Source organism: Enterobacter cloacae complex sp. S3, from assembly GCF_014930495.1.
GTDB classification, from domain to species: domain Bacteria; phylum Pseudomonadota; class Gammaproteobacteria; order Enterobacterales; family Enterobacteriaceae; genus Enterobacter; species Enterobacter asburiae_B.
This window is the reverse complement of sequence record NZ_JADBRD010000007.1, coordinates 190,895-206,462: the sequence shown is the minus strand read 5'-3', so window position 1 is coordinate 206,462 and position 15,568 is coordinate 190,895. Positions and strand designations below refer to the sequence as shown.

Genomic DNA, 15,568 nt, shown 5'->3' with positions numbered 1-15,568 from the left:
GGCTTGTTTTCGTTTATGAGTCACTAAAAATAACGGGGCATATGGCCGGAAGAATCCCACGCGTTTTCATCAATGACCTGCTTGCCAGAACCGACATCGTCGATCTCATCGACGCGCGGGTAAAGCTAAAAAAGCAGGGCAAGAACTACCATGCGTGCTGTCCGTTCCATAACGAAAAAACCCCCTCCTTCACCGTAAACGGTGAAAAGCAGTTCTACCATTGCTTCGGCTGTGGCGCACACGGTAATGCCGTCGATTTTTTGATGAACTACGACAAGCTCGAGTTCGTTGAAACCGTCGAAGAGCTGGCGGCAATGCATAACCTTGAAGTGCCGTATGAAGCAGGCAGTGGGCCAAGTCAGATCGAGCGCCATCAACGGCAAACGCTGTATCAACTGATGGATGGCCTGAATTCGTTTTACCAACAGTCTCTTAAGCACTCTGCGGCTGAGCCTGCGCGTCAGTATCTGAACAAGCGCGGACTGAGCGACGATGTCATTGCGCGTTTCGCTATTGGTTACGCCCCGCCCGGCTGGGACAACGTGTTAAAGCGTTTTGGCGGCAATAGCGAAGATCGTAAGTCTCTCATCGATGCAGGCATGCTGGTCACCAACGACCAGGGACGAAGCTACGACCGCTTCCGCGAACGGGTGATGTTCCCGATCCGCGACAAGCGTGGCCGGGTAATTGGTTTTGGTGGTCGCGTGCTGGGTGATGCCCTGCCGAAATACCTTAACTCCCCGGAAACCGATATTTTCCATAAGGGCCGCCAGCTGTACGGTCTTTATGAGGCGCAGCAGAATAATGCGGAACCTCCGCGTCTTCTGGTCGTCGAAGGCTATATGGACGTCGTGGCCCTGGCGCAGTACGACATCAACTACGCGGTTGCGTCGTTAGGGACGTCCACCACCGCCGATCATATTCAACTGCTGTTCAGGGTGACCAACAACGTCATCTGCTGTTACGACGGTGACCGCGCAGGACGCGACGCCGCCTGGCGCGCGCTGGAAACCGCGCTACCCTACATGACCGACGGGCGTCAGCTACGCTTTATGTTTCTGCCCGACGGTGAAGACCCGGATACGCTGGTGCGTAAAGAGGGCAAAGCGGCGTTTGAAGCGCGGATGGAGCAGGCTCAGCCGCTCTCCACGTTTTTGTTTAACAGCCTGATGCCGCAGGTCGATTTGAGTACCCCTGACGGGCGCGCGCAGCTCAGTACGCTGGCGTTGCCGTTAATCAGCCAGGTGCCCGGCGAAACGCTTCGCATCTATCTGCGTCAGGAGTTAGGCAACAAGCTCGGCATTCTGGATGACAGCCAGCTTGAACGTTTAATGCCAAAACAGGCTGAAAACGGTGCGGTTCGCCCCGCGCCTCAGCTAAAACGCACAACCATGCGTATACTGATAGGGTTGCTGGTCCAAAACCCCGAGCTTGCGCCGCAGGTGCCGTCGCTGGCGGGTTTAAACCACGAAAAATTGCCCGGACTTGGCTTATTTTCAGAACTGGTCAATACGTGTTTGTCTCAGCCAGGTCTGACCACCGGACAACTTTTAGAGCATTATCGCGGCACAAAAGAGGCCGCTACCCTTGAAAAATTGTCGATGTGGGACGATATAGCAGATAAGGACATTGCAGAAAAAACGTTCACCGACTCACTCAACCATATGTTTGATTCGATGCTTGAGCTGCGCCAGGAAGAGTTGATTGCTCGCGAGCGCACACACGGTTTAAGCAGCGAAGAACGCCGGGAGCTCTGGATGATTAACCAGGAACTGGCGAAGAAATAAAAAATTTAACGGCTTAAGTGCCGAATATCGATCGGGAAGCCCCCGGCAGCCGCACTGAGAGGCAGCGGCAAAAATATAAGTACGCCCTCGCTTTAAAGGTTGGCAGCCCCATCGCCGACACCAATCAAACGAATTAAGTGTGGATACCGTCTTATGGAGCAAAACCCGCAGTCACAGCTGAAACTTCTTGTCCAACGTGGTAAGGAGCAAGGCTATCTGACCTATGCCGAGGTCAATGACCATCTGCCGGAAGATATCGTCGATTCAGATCAAATCGAAGATATCATCCAAATGATCAATGACATGGGCATTCAGGTGATGGAAGAAGCACCGGATGCCGATGATCTGTTGCTGGCTGAAACCTCCAACAACACTGACGAAGATGCGGAAGAAGCTGCTGCACAGGTACTGTCCAGCGTGGAATCTGAAATCGGGCGTACCACTGACCCGGTCCGCATGTACATGCGCGAAATGGGTACCGTTGAACTGTTGACCCGCGAAGGCGAAATTGACATCGCAAAACGCATCGAAGACGGGATCAACCAGGTTCAGTGCTCTGTTGCCGAGTACCCGGAAGCGATCACCTATCTGCTGGAGCAGTACGATCGCGTTGAAGCGGAAGAAGCGCGCCTGTCTGACCTGATCACCGGTTTTGTCGACCCGAACGCTGAAGAAGATATGGCGCCTACCGCCACTCACGTCGGTTCTGAACTGTCTCAGGAAGAGATGGATGATGACGAAGACGAAGATGAGGAAGAGAGCGACGACGACACCGCGGACGATGACAACAGCATCGACCCGGAGCTGGCGCGTGAGAAGTTTGCCGAGCTGCGTACCCAGTACGAAGTGACGCGTGACACCATCAAAGCGAAAGGCCGCAGCCATGCCGCCGCTCAGGAAGAGATCCTGAAGCTGTCTGAAGTCTTCAAACAGTTCCGCCTGGTGCCAAAACAGTTCGACTACCTGGTGAACAGCATGCGCGTGATGATGGATCGCGTACGTACCCAGGAACGCATCATCATGAAGCTGTGCGTTGAGCAGTGCAAAATGCCGAAGAAGAACTTCATTACCCTCTTCACCGGCAACGAAACCAGCGAAACCTGGTTCAACGCGGCTATCGCGATGAACAAGCCGTGGTCCGAAAAACTGCACGACGTGAAGGACGATGTGCATCGCGGCCTGCAGAAACTGCATCAGATTGAAGAAGAGACCGGCCTGACCATCGAGCAGGTTAAAGACATCAACCGTCGTATGTCCATCGGTGAAGCGAAAGCCCGCCGTGCGAAGAAAGAGATGGTTGAAGCGAACTTGCGTCTGGTTATCTCTATCGCCAAGAAATACACCAACCGTGGTCTGCAGTTCCTGGATCTGATTCAGGAAGGCAACATCGGTCTGATGAAAGCGGTAGATAAGTTTGAATACCGTCGTGGTTACAAGTTCTCCACCTACGCAACCTGGTGGATCCGTCAGGCTATCACCCGCTCTATCGCGGATCAGGCGCGCACCATCCGTATCCCGGTGCATATGATTGAGACCATCAACAAGCTCAACCGTATCTCCCGCCAGATGCTGCAGGAGATGGGCCGCGAGCCGACGCCGGAAGAGTTGGCCGAGCGCATGCTGATGCCGGAAGACAAGATCCGTAAAGTGCTGAAGATCGCCAAAGAGCCAATCTCCATGGAAACACCAATCGGTGATGATGAAGATTCGCATCTGGGTGATTTCATCGAGGATACCACCCTCGAGCTGCCGCTGGACTCTGCCACCACCGAGAGCCTGCGCGCTGCGACGCACGACGTTCTGGCTGGCCTGACCGCCCGTGAAGCAAAAGTCCTGCGTATGCGTTTCGGTATTGATATGAACACCGACCACACGCTGGAAGAAGTGGGTAAACAGTTCGACGTTACCCGTGAACGTATCCGTCAGATCGAAGCGAAGGCGCTGCGTAAGCTGCGTCATCCAAGCCGCTCTGAAGTACTGCGTAGCTTCCTGGACGACTAATCGGTCCTGACAGTGAAAAAGCTCCCTTCGGGGAGCTTTTTTTTTGTTTATTCCCTCTCCCTGTGGGAAAGGGTAAGGGTGAGGGCATCAGGCCTCAGAGGATTACAGCCCCCGCACCATCAGCGCCTCATCCAGCTCGCGATACGCTTCCACCAGCTTATCCAGCGTCGCCCTGTTGAGCCCGCTCGGGTTCGGCAGCACCCAAACCTGCGTAACGCCAATCATGATGCTCTGCTTGCCCCACTGCGTTCCACGCTGGCTAAACGCCTGCTCGTAGGCCTGCTTGCCGAGGATCGCCAGCGCGGCCGGCTGATAATCCTCTATCTTCTTGATCAGCTCCCGCCCGCCGCTGCGCAGCTCATGCAGGTTGACCTCGCTTGCCTGCACCGTAGGCCGCTCGACCAGCATGGTGATCCCGCAGCGCGTATCCAGCAGATGCTGCTCCTCTTCGGGCTTGAGTAGCCTGTCGGTAAACCCGGCCTGGTAGATCACCTTCCAGAAGCGATTACCCGGATGGGCAAAGTGAAAACCGGTGTGCGCCGAGGACTTACCCGGGTTGATTCCGCAGAACACCACCCGCAGGCCAGGGGCCAGAATATCGTTGATCATCTTTACTCCCGATCGATACATCGTCAGGGAAGTATAAAGGATTGATTATGCGTTGTTTATAAAAACAGCAGGCAGGTGTGAATGGCTGGATTGCTGCGGGGAGTTACTTTATAATTCACCGCCACGGCCCCTTAGCTCAGTGGTTAGAGCAGGCGACTCATAATCGCTTGGTCGCTGGTTCAAGTCCAGCAGGGGCCACCAAATTTTGGTTTTAGAATCATATGATTAAGCCACTCAATTGAGTGGCTTTTTTATTGATTTTTTGAGCCGGCAACGCAGCCGCTAACCGTGGTTTAGCGAAGCCGTTCGGACACGCTCAGAGGCGCCCGGGGTCGCGATCAGGCGCTCCACGGACTCCATCGTCACGAACGTACAGCTGCAGTCTACATTGGTGCACTGGTGATAGCGCTCTTTGGTATTTTCACTTAGATAGCGACTGGTACGCGCATGCGCAGAGTGCTTGCACTTAGGACAATGAAACATGTACCCCTCCACTTGATTCACATTTTGTGAATCAATAATACCCAAAATAAAACCAATAGCAACTACATTACTCACTATCAACAGTAAATTTTTCGTCGCTGACGTTCAGCTCAAGCTTAAGCTGCGTGGTAAATCCGCTATCGTTGAGGGTATGCACCACCTCGCTGATGATCCACGCCTGCTCGTCGATGACGCGTTTAAAACCGTTTACCAGTACCGGCGTTTCGGGGAACAGATCGGCGCGTCCCAGGGCAAGCTGGATGGAAAACTCTACGGTTCCCCGCTGAAGCGCGCGCCACTTCGCCTCTGCGGCCCTGAGCGCCTGCTCTTCAGAGGCATAAACCGTGGTGAGCTCAAATACGTTTTCCGCCGATCCCACCAGCCTCTCTTGCGGTTTCTGCTCCTTGCCTGCTGCTCCCGCTACCGGTGCGGCGGCATCCGGGTGCTGCAGTGCTTCTGTCTGCTGCCCTCCGGACTGACGAGCAATACTCAATTGAGGATTTTGTTGTTTGGGGTCACGCGTTTGCAGCCATTTGGCCGTTACGCCGGAATAATTTTCACGGTCAGCTATGGAAAAAAGGTGCTTATCTCCATCCCCACGTTCAATCATCATTAAGGAAAGCGGAGTGCCGCTGGCCGTCACGGCCTGGCCCGCTTTCATAAAGATAATCTTCCCGGCTTTGATTGAAACAAATGCTCCATTACGTTCAGCAAGGCGGGAGAGGAAGGCCGCGTCTGTCTCCTGAGACTGGTCAATATGAGAGATGGCGATGGATGCAAGTCCCGACGCGACGCTGGCGGTCAACTGGTTACGCTGAGCGATGGTATCGACTATCGCGCCAATCGTCGTGTCATGCCACGACTGTTCGCGCCGCACGTTTAGCTTTCCACGAAAATCTGCGCTGAATCCCTGGATGGTCAGCGTGTCCGGCGCGCCCCGGAAATGAATCGCATCAATCGTAAAGTCCCCTTTCTCCTCGAGCGGGGTTCCCTCCCATCCCAGCCATAAGGACAGCCTTGCCCCCCGGGCAGGCAAGTCCAGCAGCCCGTCGGAATCATCCAGCAGAATATCCAGCTGATCGGCTTCCAGCCCCCGTTTGTCGGTCATGGTCAGGCTGATAAGACGATGGCTGAAATTTTGCGTGATATCACGATCGTCAAGCTTAAGCATAAAATCAGGGGCGATTTTTCCACCCGCCCGGATATTCATTTCGGCGATCATCCCACCAGCCCTCCAATGCTATTCCGTGCGCTTTCCACCAGCTCTGAGGCCTGCGTTCGCAGGTCGCCAAACGTCGTCATCAGCGATTCGTCCACGCGTTTTAGCGACAGGGTAAACTCAATTTTTCGGGCGGTACCGTCACTGTAAAAATCCGAATGCGTGTGCGTGACTTTCTCAATGACAAACATGCCGTGAATGATGCCGGTACCGTCTATCAACGGCCATGCCCGCCCCTCATTTGCCATCAGCTCAACCGCCTTGAGGGAAAGCCGCCCTCCCGTGAGTTCCGGGTAAAGTAAGCCGGAGAGGCTAAAGGATGTCTCACCTTCGCCAAGGTACTGCCAGGCTTTGGGTTTCCCGATGCGAGCGCTGGATGCCCAGCGGTAGTCTTTTGTGAATATCATTGACTGATACGGTAAGGTTCGTCGTTCAAAGACAAACAGACCCAGCACCATTAACATTTTTTCTCTCCTCAACCATACATAAAGCTGGATTGCTGCCGTCTCGCTTTATCCTGTTCAATGCTATCTATCGTCTCCCGGATTTGACGCGTCAGATCCGTTCCGGAGGCCGTGCTCCCCTGCAGCGTGATGTTATATTCGCTTTTACTCTGATCGACGTAAGAGCGTCCTCCAGTAGCGATGGTCGGCTGATACCCCAGGCTGCCGCCAGAAATCCCCGCGCCCGGAATATAAGCGCTGCCCGCCGGTGAGGATGCCGCTTCTGCTTTTGCCGCAGCGGCGTCGAGATCGCCCGACTCGTTTTTGATAAGACCGAGCTTCTCCAGCAGCCAGCTGGCCTTGCCGCTCAGGCTATTAAAGAGATCAAGCGGTGCCATTAACGCATCGCCCAGCGCCTGACCAAAAATCACGCCAGCGTTTTTACAGCCATCCAGCGTTTCCTGCGTTGCCTTGATCGGCGTAATCAAGTCGGTGAACCATTGCCAGATACCACCCAGCTTCTCCGAGATAGCGTCAAATACTGCCATCACCGGTGAGAACAGCGCCCCCAGCGGTGCGAAAGCCGTCGAAAGCCCTTCCATCACCCCGCCAAAGAAGGCGCTGATGGGCTCCCAGTATTTAAAAATCAGTAAAGCACCGGCAGCAATCGCCGCGCCAAGGGCAATCACCGGCCAGCTAAGCGCGCCCAGCACCGTCATGATGGCGCCTCCCACCACGCTGAATACCGTTCCCAACATCCCGGCCGCGGTAATAACCATATTGACGCCCGTCAGAACCGGGCCGATAACCGTGCCTACGCCACCCAGTACGCCAGCAAACGCCTGCGCGCCGACAACAATGCTGGCGAGGGTCTGCGTCAGCTCAGGGTTGGCATTCACCCAAAGGGAGGCCGTGCCAAGCCAGCCGGTTGCGGTTGTTATCAGGTTGCGCAGAGCGCCATCCGCTTGATCAAATACATCAATCTTCAACCCGTTCCACGCGGCCTGGAATCGGTTGATATCGCCGTCAAGATTATCGGTCTGCACGGAAGCCGCGAGCGCGGTACTGCCCTTTGCCCCCTGCAACTGCTGGCGTTTTTCATCAAGCGATCCATCACCCGCAGCGGAAGCCAGCGCCCCCGCAGCTTTTATGGCATCCGGAGTCTGAACGTGGCGCAACATCGCGCTGAGCGCATCCCCGGCGGCGGCACCTTTCATTCCTTTTTCCGCCAGAACGCCAAGCAGCGCGGTGGTCTCTTCAAGCCCCATACCGGATGCACCCGCAGCGGGCGCAGCAGAGGTGACGGCCGCCACCATCTCAGCGAGGCTGGAATTCGAAGAGGTAGAACCGCGCATAAGCACATCTGCGATGCGTCCCGCATCCGTATCGGCCAGGCTATACGCGGCCTGCGTGCTGGCGATCATATCGGCCGCTTTAGCCGCGTCGACACTCCCCGCGAGGCTGAGGTTGACCGTTGGCGCGGTGGCCGCAAGCAGCCCATCGACGTCATAGCCTGAACGAGCCAGTTCGGTTTGTGCCCGGAGGACCGTATCTGCAGGTACTCCGGTCCTGGCGCTGACCTCCCGCGCCTGTTGGCGAATCGCCTCAAGCCGGGAATCCCCCTTCGCCAGGCCAAGGTTTGCCTGAATGGCCGACATCTGCTTTTCAAAGCCGATGCCAGGGGCGATAAACCGGGACGTCTGGTCAAAGCCCGCTTTTGCGATGCCCACGCCCGCATTCGCAAGCTGACGCACCCGCGCGGTAACGCGTTTGCCTGACTCGTAGCGATTCTGAACGGCACTCAGCCGCTCCTGCTGCTGATTGACGCGGGCCAGCGCATCCCGCTGTCGGTTAAGCTGCTGCGTTTTTTCACTGATGTGACTTTTTAAACGACGTTCATCCGACGAGAGCGTGCGCGTGTTCACTCCCGCCTGAGCGAGTTCAGCACGCTGACGCTGTACCGAGTAGCGTAAGCTGTTGTACTCATGCTTAAGGTCGACTGCCGATTTTCGGGCTGCAGTCAGCGCATCAGCCTGTGCCTGGGTGGGGTTTTGCGTGCTTTTAAACTGTACCGCCAGCGCCGCGGCCTGCTGTTTCGCCTGAGCAAGCGACTGCTCCGTCGTGGCGAGCCGGGCATTTGCTTTTCTGAAGCCGTTAATGCGCCCCGCCTGCTCATCGAGCGCCCCCAGCGCCGTCTGCGCATCGCGGATATCGCTCGCGAGAGTGAGGCTGGCGTTCTGGAGAGCGTTAAACGGTCGGGTTGCCCGGTCGACTGCCTTAAGCAGCTCCTGAAGACTGACATTATTACTCATGGTGGTTTCCGCTTCGCTGTAGCGCTTTTTCGCGCCATAAGAGGAGTTCGGTCACGCTAAGGGAGTACAGTTCTGACGGCGGCCAGTGAAAGATCACCGCGATATCCGCCATCAGATCGTCGACCGACACATTTTCGGGAAATTTCAGCGAGCCGAAGCCGGTGACAAAAAACCGATCACCTTACCTGCAAAAGAGAGCAGATCGCAGGCATCCAGGCGCGCAACCTCATGCTCGGTCAGCGCCGGCGAGGTCATTCGCGGCAGCACCTTAATCAGCGCATCCACGTCAGATTGCGCCAGCGACGCCAGCGATACGCCGCGCAGGGTCCCCGCATTGGGTTTTGCGACGGTCACCTTTTCGATTTTTTGCTCGCCGCGCTGAACGGGGCTATCAAGCGTGACGATGTGTGGGTTTTCACTTTCGTTCATGGCGGTCTCGTTGATATGTTCCATTTCGTTACTCTTCAGAAAGTTAACTCACCGGCCGGTAATCCCGGCCGGTTAAAGGGTTACAGGCCGATGGCCTTACGGTGTTCTGCCAGGCGATCGACGCCGTCGACTTTGAGCACCATGTTGATGATGTCGATTTCGATGATCTCTTTGCCATCAATGGTCAGCTGGTAGTAAGCGCACTCGGTGGACATCTTGGTGGTGCCGCTCTCGCCCTGCTTGTTTTCACCGCCATCAAACTCTTTATGACGGCCGCGCATGACGATTTCGACGGCGGAGATTTCGCCGGTATCATCGCGCTGATAAGATCCGGTAAAGCGCAGCGGCACGCTGTCCGCGCCCGGAGAGGCATACTGCGCCCACAGCGTGGCGTCCGGCAGGCCGCCAACGGTCCACTCCAGCGCCAGGGCATCATCGTCCAGGCCAAGGTCGACAGAGACCGAGCCCGGCATACCGCCGCCGCGATACTTCTCCAGCTTGCGGGTCAGCTTCGGTAAGGTGACAGACTCAACAACGCCCATATAGCTCAGGCCATCATTGAACATATTCAGGTACTTAAGTTTGCGTGGTAACGCCATGCTTCAGCTCCTTAGCTGTTAACCGAATCTGACAGGTCTGCCAGATAGGTATCGGTGATGCGCTGGCGCAGGGTCAGATTTTCCAGCGGCGGGACGGGGGTGTAGTCGTAATCGATATACAGTTTCCCCGCTTTCAGGGTAGATGCATCGTTCGACTCAGGGTCATACCAGCAGGAGCCGTCGACGATATAGCCGTTGGTTTTCAGCTCGCGGAACTTGGCGTTAATACCGGAAACGATGTCGCGAATAAGCGTTGGCGTGATGGGTTTATCCATCGCCCACGCGTGCGCTTCCGCCATGGTATCGGCCAGCACCTGCGCGGTACGGGTGTAGTTTTCAAAGACGAATAACGGGTCGTCTGAGCAGGTACGGTTACCCCAGAATTTAAAGCCGTCGTTGCGAATCAGCGTGGTGACGCCAGCCTGGTTAAGCAGGTTCGCATCGGTAGCCTGTTCCTGCAGATCCCAGGAGACAGAGGCGCTTACGCCAGTAACGCCGTTGACGCCAACGTTTGACAGGGTTTTATGCCAGCCCATGGTCTGGTCGATTTTGGCGCGCAGGCCAAGCGCGCGGGCGGTCGCCCAGGCCGTCGTCGTTGCGTTCGTGGTGGTATCCCATGCCAGAAAATCAGGATGGATAACCATCAGCTCGCGCTGGCTGAAGTTTTTGCGATAGTTAATCGCCTCAGAAATGGTTTTACATCCCCATGCGCTGACATAGCCGAATGCGCGCAGGCTCTGGCACATGGCGGCCAGTGCGGTCGCCACTTCCTGAGAGTCCAGCCCCGGCACGCCGAGAATACGCGGCTTGACGCCGGTTACCGTTTTCGCCGTGAGAAGCGCCTTCAGGCCGGTATATTTACCGTTTTCATCGGTAGTACCGATGATGTTGGAAACGGTCTGCTTGCGCGCCTCTTCCGGGGTTTCAGCGGTGCCTTCGGCCACGCGAACAACCACGACAACCGGTTTGCACTGGTCGGCGATCGCTTGCAGAGAAGCGGACAGCGTCCCCGCCTTGCCGGCTTTCGCAATCGCGTTTTGCACGTTGGTAATGAGCACGGGCTCGTTTAAAGGAAATGTCTTGTCGTCAGCATCGCTGGCCGTACAGACCATGCCGATGATTGCCGTCGAGACGGTGGAAATGGTGCGGGTGCCATCGTTGATTTCGATAACTTCCACGCCGTGGTGAAAATCACTCATCCGTTTAACTCCTTGGTTAGTTGGTGAGTGATATTGTCGTGGCTGGGCTTGCTATGAGCTAACCATCCCTGTCCAGCGGCCGCTGGCACAACGATTGTCCGACTATCGTGGCGGGGAATTTTTTATAAAGCGTGGAAATACCCACATCAAAAATTAACGCAACGCGCTGTCGGGATTCCCCGGAAGCAATCAGCCTGCCAGCCTGAGCCCATTCCTCCTGCGTCAATTTAGGGCGTCTGCCACCAATTCGTCCCTGTTCTCGCGCTGCGGCCAGCCCGGCGCACGTCCTCTCGACAATGAGTTCACGCTCCATTTCAGCAAGCGCCCCCATGATATGGAAGAAGAAACGACCCATTGGCGTTGAGGTATCAATGCTATCAGTCAAACTGCGGAAGTTAATGCTTCGCTGGCGTAGTTCCTCGGTCATTGAAACAAGGTGACGCATACTGCGCCCGAGCCGATCAAGTTTCCATACAACGAGAGTATCGCCCGCATTAAGTTGTCTGAGAGCTCGATTGAGCCCCGGTCTGTTTGTCGATTTACCGCTGATTTTATCTTCAAAAATGAGCTCACATCCTGAACGCTGCAGCGCGTCACGCTGTAAGGCGGTGTTTTGTTCATTTGTTGACACGCGTACGTATCCAATAAGCATGGTATTTCTCTCCGTCAAAACCGGAAATCATGCCATTTAATGGATAAACACGCATTTTCTAAAACCTTGGTTTGGGAGGAGCTAAATACGTAACCAGTCGAGGAAGTAACGCAAATGGAGCTTGGGTAATATGGTCGGATGGAGCCATTGAGGTTATGGGGTATGGTGTAATCCTTGATAACGGCCTGGCAACGGTTAATTACCCAATTGCGCTGCCAGGTATAAGCCGCTATATCAGCATTGCCGAACGTCTTTCTGCTGATCCCGGTACTACGCCCAACTATGCTCATTCATCAATGATCATTGATGCTTTAACAACAAATGTCGGTTTCAAAGCTCGTTGCACAATGGCCGCAACGGGTGCCCCATCAAATAATGGTTTTTCGTGGAGAGTTTACTATGCGCCTATTTAATCCGATCACGATGACAGAGGTCATTCATGGTTTCCACGATACTGGAGGTGCTATTCAACTTCCTGAGGATAACTGGTTTTTCACGATGCGGGAAATACCAGAGGGAATGCGACTTGACGTCAATGAAAAAGGTGAGCCATCTCTTATGGAAATTAAATCTGATATCTCTGGCAACGAATAAATGAATACGCTGTCTGGCTAAATGCAGAAAATATCAGGTGCTACTGATGATTATTGATCCATCAAAAGCACCCGATATTGAATGACCTATACCTCGGGTTTCGGTGGAAGGTTAAGGTTCGGAGCGGTATCGGTATCAACCTTAGTTAACTTATAACGATACCGCTGCCATTCAGTCAGACGAGGGATATCTGCATCATCAATGTAGCCTCCAGCCTGAGCATCTACCAATGGTGCGATAATTGCAGACGCTTCCGCTAGCAATGCAGTTTTCTGCTGTTCGGCCTTTGCCACATCCGCAGAGTGTTTCGCTTTTGCGTCGGTTATCCACTCGCTGCCATTCCACTTATCATATGGCGTTCCAGGGGCTTGTGTCGTCGTATCTTTCGGATAATCACCCGGTAGGGAAATCGTGACTTTCTCCCCTGACTTTGTGCTATATACAGTTTTACCGCGATGATCAGCGATGTACTCCCATCCGTTTAAGTCAAAGGTGCGGCAAATTGTAAAACCTTCTTTAATTTCACCAGGCGCATCAATGCATGACAAGGCTGGAATACCTACACCTTCCGCTAAATATTCAACCGAGGAGGAAATATATTCGCGCGTTTCACCATCGTAGTTAAACACAGTTATATCACCGGTCACTGTAGCAATAAGCTCATTGTTTAATTTTGCCTTCGCCATTATGCGGCCCTCACGATGTAGTTAAATGCGATGTTACGGGGGCGGGCGCCAAATGATGACTTTTGCCCCGTAATTGAAGAAATTATTCCAGCGGTACTAATATGTGACCATGATGGGCTATTATCGACAACGCTATCGAAATCACTCACTGCAATATATGCAGTTCCATCAGAATAACCGCCAACAAACATCCCAATCCCGGAACCAAACTGGGCTGACAGCAACCCCCTTCCGCTATCTATACCTCTGCCATCATCCCAGCCACGTATAAACTCAGCGCGAAGATCTGGCAGTTTGAGGGCTGGATAGGCAAGCGCCAATTTAGGGTACTGGGAGGCTGTAAACGCCGCTCCGTTGCATTTAAGCCACCCCGTCGGTGGAGTTGCTGACGGCCACGGAACGGGTACACCGACAGGCAAAGCTGACCCTTCTCCCAAACCAAGGTTTTTGAGAACCTCGGTGCTCAACCCTGCAGCAGCAATTTCTTTTAACGCATTGGCGATTAAAGGGTACTGTTTATGCGGATTATCAGCAGCAATATGCTTTTTCATCTGATCATCAGCGTAGCCCTTTACCTCAATAACTTTATCGTCAACGTACTGGCGCGTTGCCAGCACAACCGACGGATCAATTTTCAGGGAAATTGATGATGTGCTCGACACAATAAGAATCATGCGGATGGTCTGCGTGCGGCCACTGCCTTCCTGCAGTTGAGGCTTATATGTCTCCGGGCAGTTAGCCACGGCGATCAGAATGCCGTCGTCGTCATAGAGACCGATCTCTCGGATCCAGAAACCGCCCTCATTCTCGGGAATAATCTGTTCAGCGATGATCTGGCTGGTATTGTTTGGGTCAACAGCGAGCAGGTTCAGCGGCGCTATGCGTTTTTGGTTGACGAGCTTCGTCTGCGCCGGGTCGGGGGTTGGCAACGTTCCGTTGGCGTCGCCTACCGCCATTTGCGTCAGGTTGAGTTGCGTACCAAGTGCCGTCGCGTTAGCTAGCCGCGCCGCGCCCTGATTCGTCAGTATGGCAAAATATTTTGCGGTCATGCGTTCACTCTCAGGTTATCAATCAAATGGATGGCCGAGGCCGGGTAATAATCACCACCGACAATAAGTTCCTCAGTGGTATAGGGGTAAACAGCCAGCGCATCGCCGTGATAGCATCCTGCGCCGACATAAAACTCTCCCGTTGAGCTCAGGCTGATAGCCAGCCCGGTCATGTGTCTACTTGCCGGTTTGGCATCCTCAATGAGCCGTTCAAGCTCCTGATACATTTCGTCCGTGATGCCGTTATCAAGCACACCGACAACCAGACGGAATGTGCCTGGCTCCTCACCGAGCTGCCACCACTCGCGCACCTCAATCAAAAAGCCAAGCGGTTCCACCACACGACGCAATGCGCTGATGGTTCCTTTGTGCTGATGGACGAAAAACGAGGACATAATGACGCTGCGTTTGGTGCTCTCCGGCCACGCCTCATCCCAACGGTCTACCGACAGCGCCCATGCCAGGTAGGGAAGTAAATTTACCGGGCACGCGCTGGGGTTCCATAACGTGCGTAGAGGTACCGGCACACGCTCAATATTCGAGAGCGCAGCGGCAGCGGCGACTTCCAGCGGCGAGGATCCAACGGGTAAAAGCCTTTCACTCATCCGAACCCCCGATTGCTATCTGATACGAGGTACAGTTCGAGGCCTGCGACTTACTCAGTACAATGTCAGAGTGGGGAGATTCCAGTTCCACGCGCTGCACGCCTTCAACGTGAAGTGCTGCATAGATGGCCGACAGACGAATATCGCGTCCAAGGCGATGCTGTGCGCTGATATAATTCTGCAGCTTCTGCTCTGCAGCTTGCCTGATGGGTTCAGCTTCTGGTCCGGGATAAACGTAGAGCGTTGCGTTTATCTTGTAAGGCACAATTTCTGCTGACTGGACAGTTACACGATCGCCGACCGGGCGGACGGTTTCAGCGTTAAGCGCTTTTTCAACAACCGCCAGTAGTTCAGGACGAGCGGTACCATCACCCTCACGGGATAACACCGAAATCGTCACGTATGCGGGCTGAGGGCTTTCAACTGAAACGTCAGCGACCCGTCCGTCGGCGCTTCGACCATGATATTCATAGGCTCCAACCGGCCCCGCGACGCTCAACCCTTCAAAGGCCTGCTGCGCACGCAGTCGCAGGTCAGCATCAGACTCCATGACGGCAGCCGTTGGCGGAATGGTAGTGTCATCGCCCGGGGTGATGGTCAGGCGTTCGGTATTATTGTTTCCCGCAATAACGTCCAGATCGTGACCGGAAGAATAGGCCAGCGTCACGGCCAGCGCAGCCTCATTAACCCGCTGGCGCCAGATAACTTCCCGGTAGGCGTTCTCCTGCAGGAGCTTCACAATCGGCTCGGACTCCAGCGTCAGCGTCCGTGCAATCGCCTCTCGCTCCTCTTCCGGATAGAGGGAGACAAAGGTGGCCTTTCGTTCTGCCAACAGCGTTTCATAATCCACCTCCTCCACGACATCAGGCGCGGCGAGCTGGCTCAGATCAACAATAGCCAT

Annotated in this window: 18 protein-coding genes and 1 tRNA gene; 5 read left to right on the top strand and 14 right to left on the bottom strand. The window is 54.7% G+C overall.

Translation table 11 applies throughout. The features are described 5' to 3' along the window. The first annotated feature begins 41 nt into the window (after window positions 1-41). Both dnaG and rpoD read left to right on the top strand, forming a co-directional pair. The gene (gene dnaG / locus IM317_RS03115) at window positions 42-1,787 is read left to right on the top strand and encodes a DNA primase (RefSeq protein WP_023333458.1); all 1,746 of its coding nucleotides are present in this window, start codon (window positions 42-44) and stop codon (window positions 1,785-1,787) included. A gap of 153 nt (window positions 1,788-1,940) precedes the next feature. Continuing rightward, window positions 1,941-3,788: an RNA polymerase sigma factor RpoD gene (gene rpoD, locus IM317_RS03110; protein ID WP_023309228.1), complete on the top strand. Its 1,848-nt coding sequence runs from the start codon at window positions 1,941-1,943 to the stop codon at window positions 3,786-3,788. Between the two features lie 102 nt (window positions 3,789-3,890). Here the strand turns inward: rpoD and mug are convergent, their stop codons facing one another. Continuing rightward, window positions 3,891-4,397, bottom strand: a complete 507-nt coding sequence (gene mug, locus IM317_RS03105) for a G/U mismatch-specific DNA glycosylase (protein ID WP_029741755.1) — start codon at window positions 4,395-4,397, stop codon at window positions 3,891-3,893. A 125-nt stretch (window positions 4,398-4,522) separates the two neighbouring features. On the opposite strand from mug, the gene IM317_RS03100 reads away from it, so the two are divergent. Further along, window positions 4,523-4,598, top strand: a tRNA-Ile gene (locus IM317_RS03100). 81 nt (window positions 4,599-4,679) lie between these two features. Here IM317_RS03100 and IM317_RS03095 read toward each other — a convergent pair. The 9 genes from IM317_RS03095 to IM317_RS03055 all read right to left on the bottom strand — a co-directional run bounded on the left by IM317_RS03095 (window position 4,680) and on the right by IM317_RS03055 (window position 11,733). Further along, on the bottom strand, window positions 4,680-4,880 hold the full coding sequence (locus IM317_RS03095) for an ogr/Delta-like zinc finger family protein (RefSeq protein ID WP_029741756.1): 201 nt from the start codon (window positions 4,878-4,880) through the stop codon (window positions 4,680-4,682). A 67-nt stretch (window positions 4,881-4,947) separates the two neighbouring features. After that, window positions 4,948-6,102 carry a phage late control D family protein gene (locus IM317_RS03090; protein WP_033146679.1) on the bottom strand — a complete coding sequence of 385 codons (1,155 nt, stop codon included), beginning with the start codon at window positions 6,100-6,102 and terminating at the stop codon, window positions 4,948-4,950. Continuing rightward, window positions 6,099-6,563: a phage tail protein gene (locus IM317_RS03085; RefSeq protein WP_023309232.1), complete on the bottom strand. Its 465-nt coding sequence runs from the start codon at window positions 6,561-6,563 to the stop codon at window positions 6,099-6,101. The genes IM317_RS03090 and IM317_RS03085 overlap by 4 nt, the downstream gene beginning before the upstream one ends. Before the next feature lie 11 nt (window positions 6,564-6,574). Further along, on the bottom strand, window positions 6,575-8,854 hold the full coding sequence (locus IM317_RS03080) for a phage tail tape measure protein (protein ID WP_033146680.1): 2,280 nt from the start codon (window positions 8,852-8,854) through the stop codon (window positions 6,575-6,577). Next, a complete protein-coding gene (locus IM317_RS03075; RefSeq protein WP_023616176.1) occupies window positions 8,847-8,966 on the bottom strand; it encodes a GpE family phage tail protein in 120 nt (39 codons plus the stop codon). The genes IM317_RS03080 and IM317_RS03075 overlap by 8 nt, the downstream gene beginning before the upstream one ends. 32 nt (window positions 8,967-8,998) lie before the next feature. Then, window positions 8,999-9,307, bottom strand: coding sequence for a phage tail assembly protein (locus IM317_RS03070; protein WP_033146681.1), 309 nt, complete (start codon window positions 9,305-9,307; stop codon window positions 8,999-9,001). A gap of 56 nt (window positions 9,308-9,363) precedes the next feature. After that, window positions 9,364-9,882: a phage major tail tube protein gene (locus IM317_RS03065; protein ID WP_033146682.1), complete on the bottom strand. Its 519-nt coding sequence runs from the start codon at window positions 9,880-9,882 to the stop codon at window positions 9,364-9,366. Between the two features lie 11 nt (window positions 9,883-9,893). Beyond that, window positions 9,894-11,081 (bottom strand): phage tail sheath protein, encoded by a 1,188-nt coding sequence (locus IM317_RS03060; RefSeq protein WP_033146683.1) that lies wholly within the window; start codon window positions 11,079-11,081, stop codon window positions 9,894-9,896. Between the two features lie 58 nt (window positions 11,082-11,139). Further along, window positions 11,140-11,733, bottom strand: a complete 594-nt coding sequence (locus IM317_RS03055) for a recombinase family protein (protein WP_033146684.1) — start codon at window positions 11,731-11,733, stop codon at window positions 11,140-11,142. Between the two features lie 155 nt (window positions 11,734-11,888). On the opposite strand from IM317_RS03055, the gene IM317_RS03050 reads away from it, so the two are divergent. Together IM317_RS03050 and IM317_RS03045 are read left to right on the top strand one after the other, a co-directional pair. Further along, the gene (locus IM317_RS03050) at window positions 11,889-12,146 is read left to right on the top strand and encodes a hypothetical protein (RefSeq protein WP_223998064.1); all 258 of its coding nucleotides are present in this window, start codon (window positions 11,889-11,891) and stop codon (window positions 12,144-12,146) included. Beyond that, entirely contained in the window at window positions 12,133-12,327 is a 195-nt protein-coding gene (locus IM317_RS03045) for a hypothetical protein (protein WP_033146686.1), read from the top strand. Before IM317_RS03050 ends, IM317_RS03045 begins: the two co-directional genes overlap by 14 nt. 86 nt (window positions 12,328-12,413) lie before the next feature. Here the strand turns inward: IM317_RS03045 and IM317_RS03040 are convergent, their stop codons facing one another. From IM317_RS03040 to IM317_RS03025, 4 genes are read right to left on the bottom strand one after another with little or no spacing between them, the layout of a single operon-like run. Further along, entirely contained in the window at window positions 12,414-13,013 is a 600-nt protein-coding gene (locus IM317_RS03040; protein ID WP_033146685.1) for a tail fiber assembly protein, read from the bottom strand. Beyond that, window positions 13,013-14,062 carry a phage tail protein gene (locus IM317_RS03035; protein ID WP_049130861.1) on the bottom strand — a complete coding sequence of 350 codons (1,050 nt, stop codon included), beginning with the start codon at window positions 14,060-14,062 and terminating at the stop codon, window positions 13,013-13,015. The genes IM317_RS03040 and IM317_RS03035 overlap by 1 nt, the downstream gene beginning before the upstream one ends. Continuing rightward, window positions 14,059-14,667, bottom strand: a complete 609-nt coding sequence (locus tag IM317_RS03030) for a phage tail protein I (protein WP_029741411.1) — start codon at window positions 14,665-14,667, stop codon at window positions 14,059-14,061. Before IM317_RS03030 ends, IM317_RS03035 begins: the two co-directional genes overlap by 4 nt. Next, window positions 14,660-15,568, bottom strand: coding sequence for a baseplate assembly protein (locus IM317_RS03025; RefSeq protein ID WP_033146687.1), 909 nt, complete (start codon window positions 15,566-15,568; stop codon window positions 14,660-14,662). The genes IM317_RS03030 and IM317_RS03025 overlap by 8 nt, the downstream gene beginning before the upstream one ends.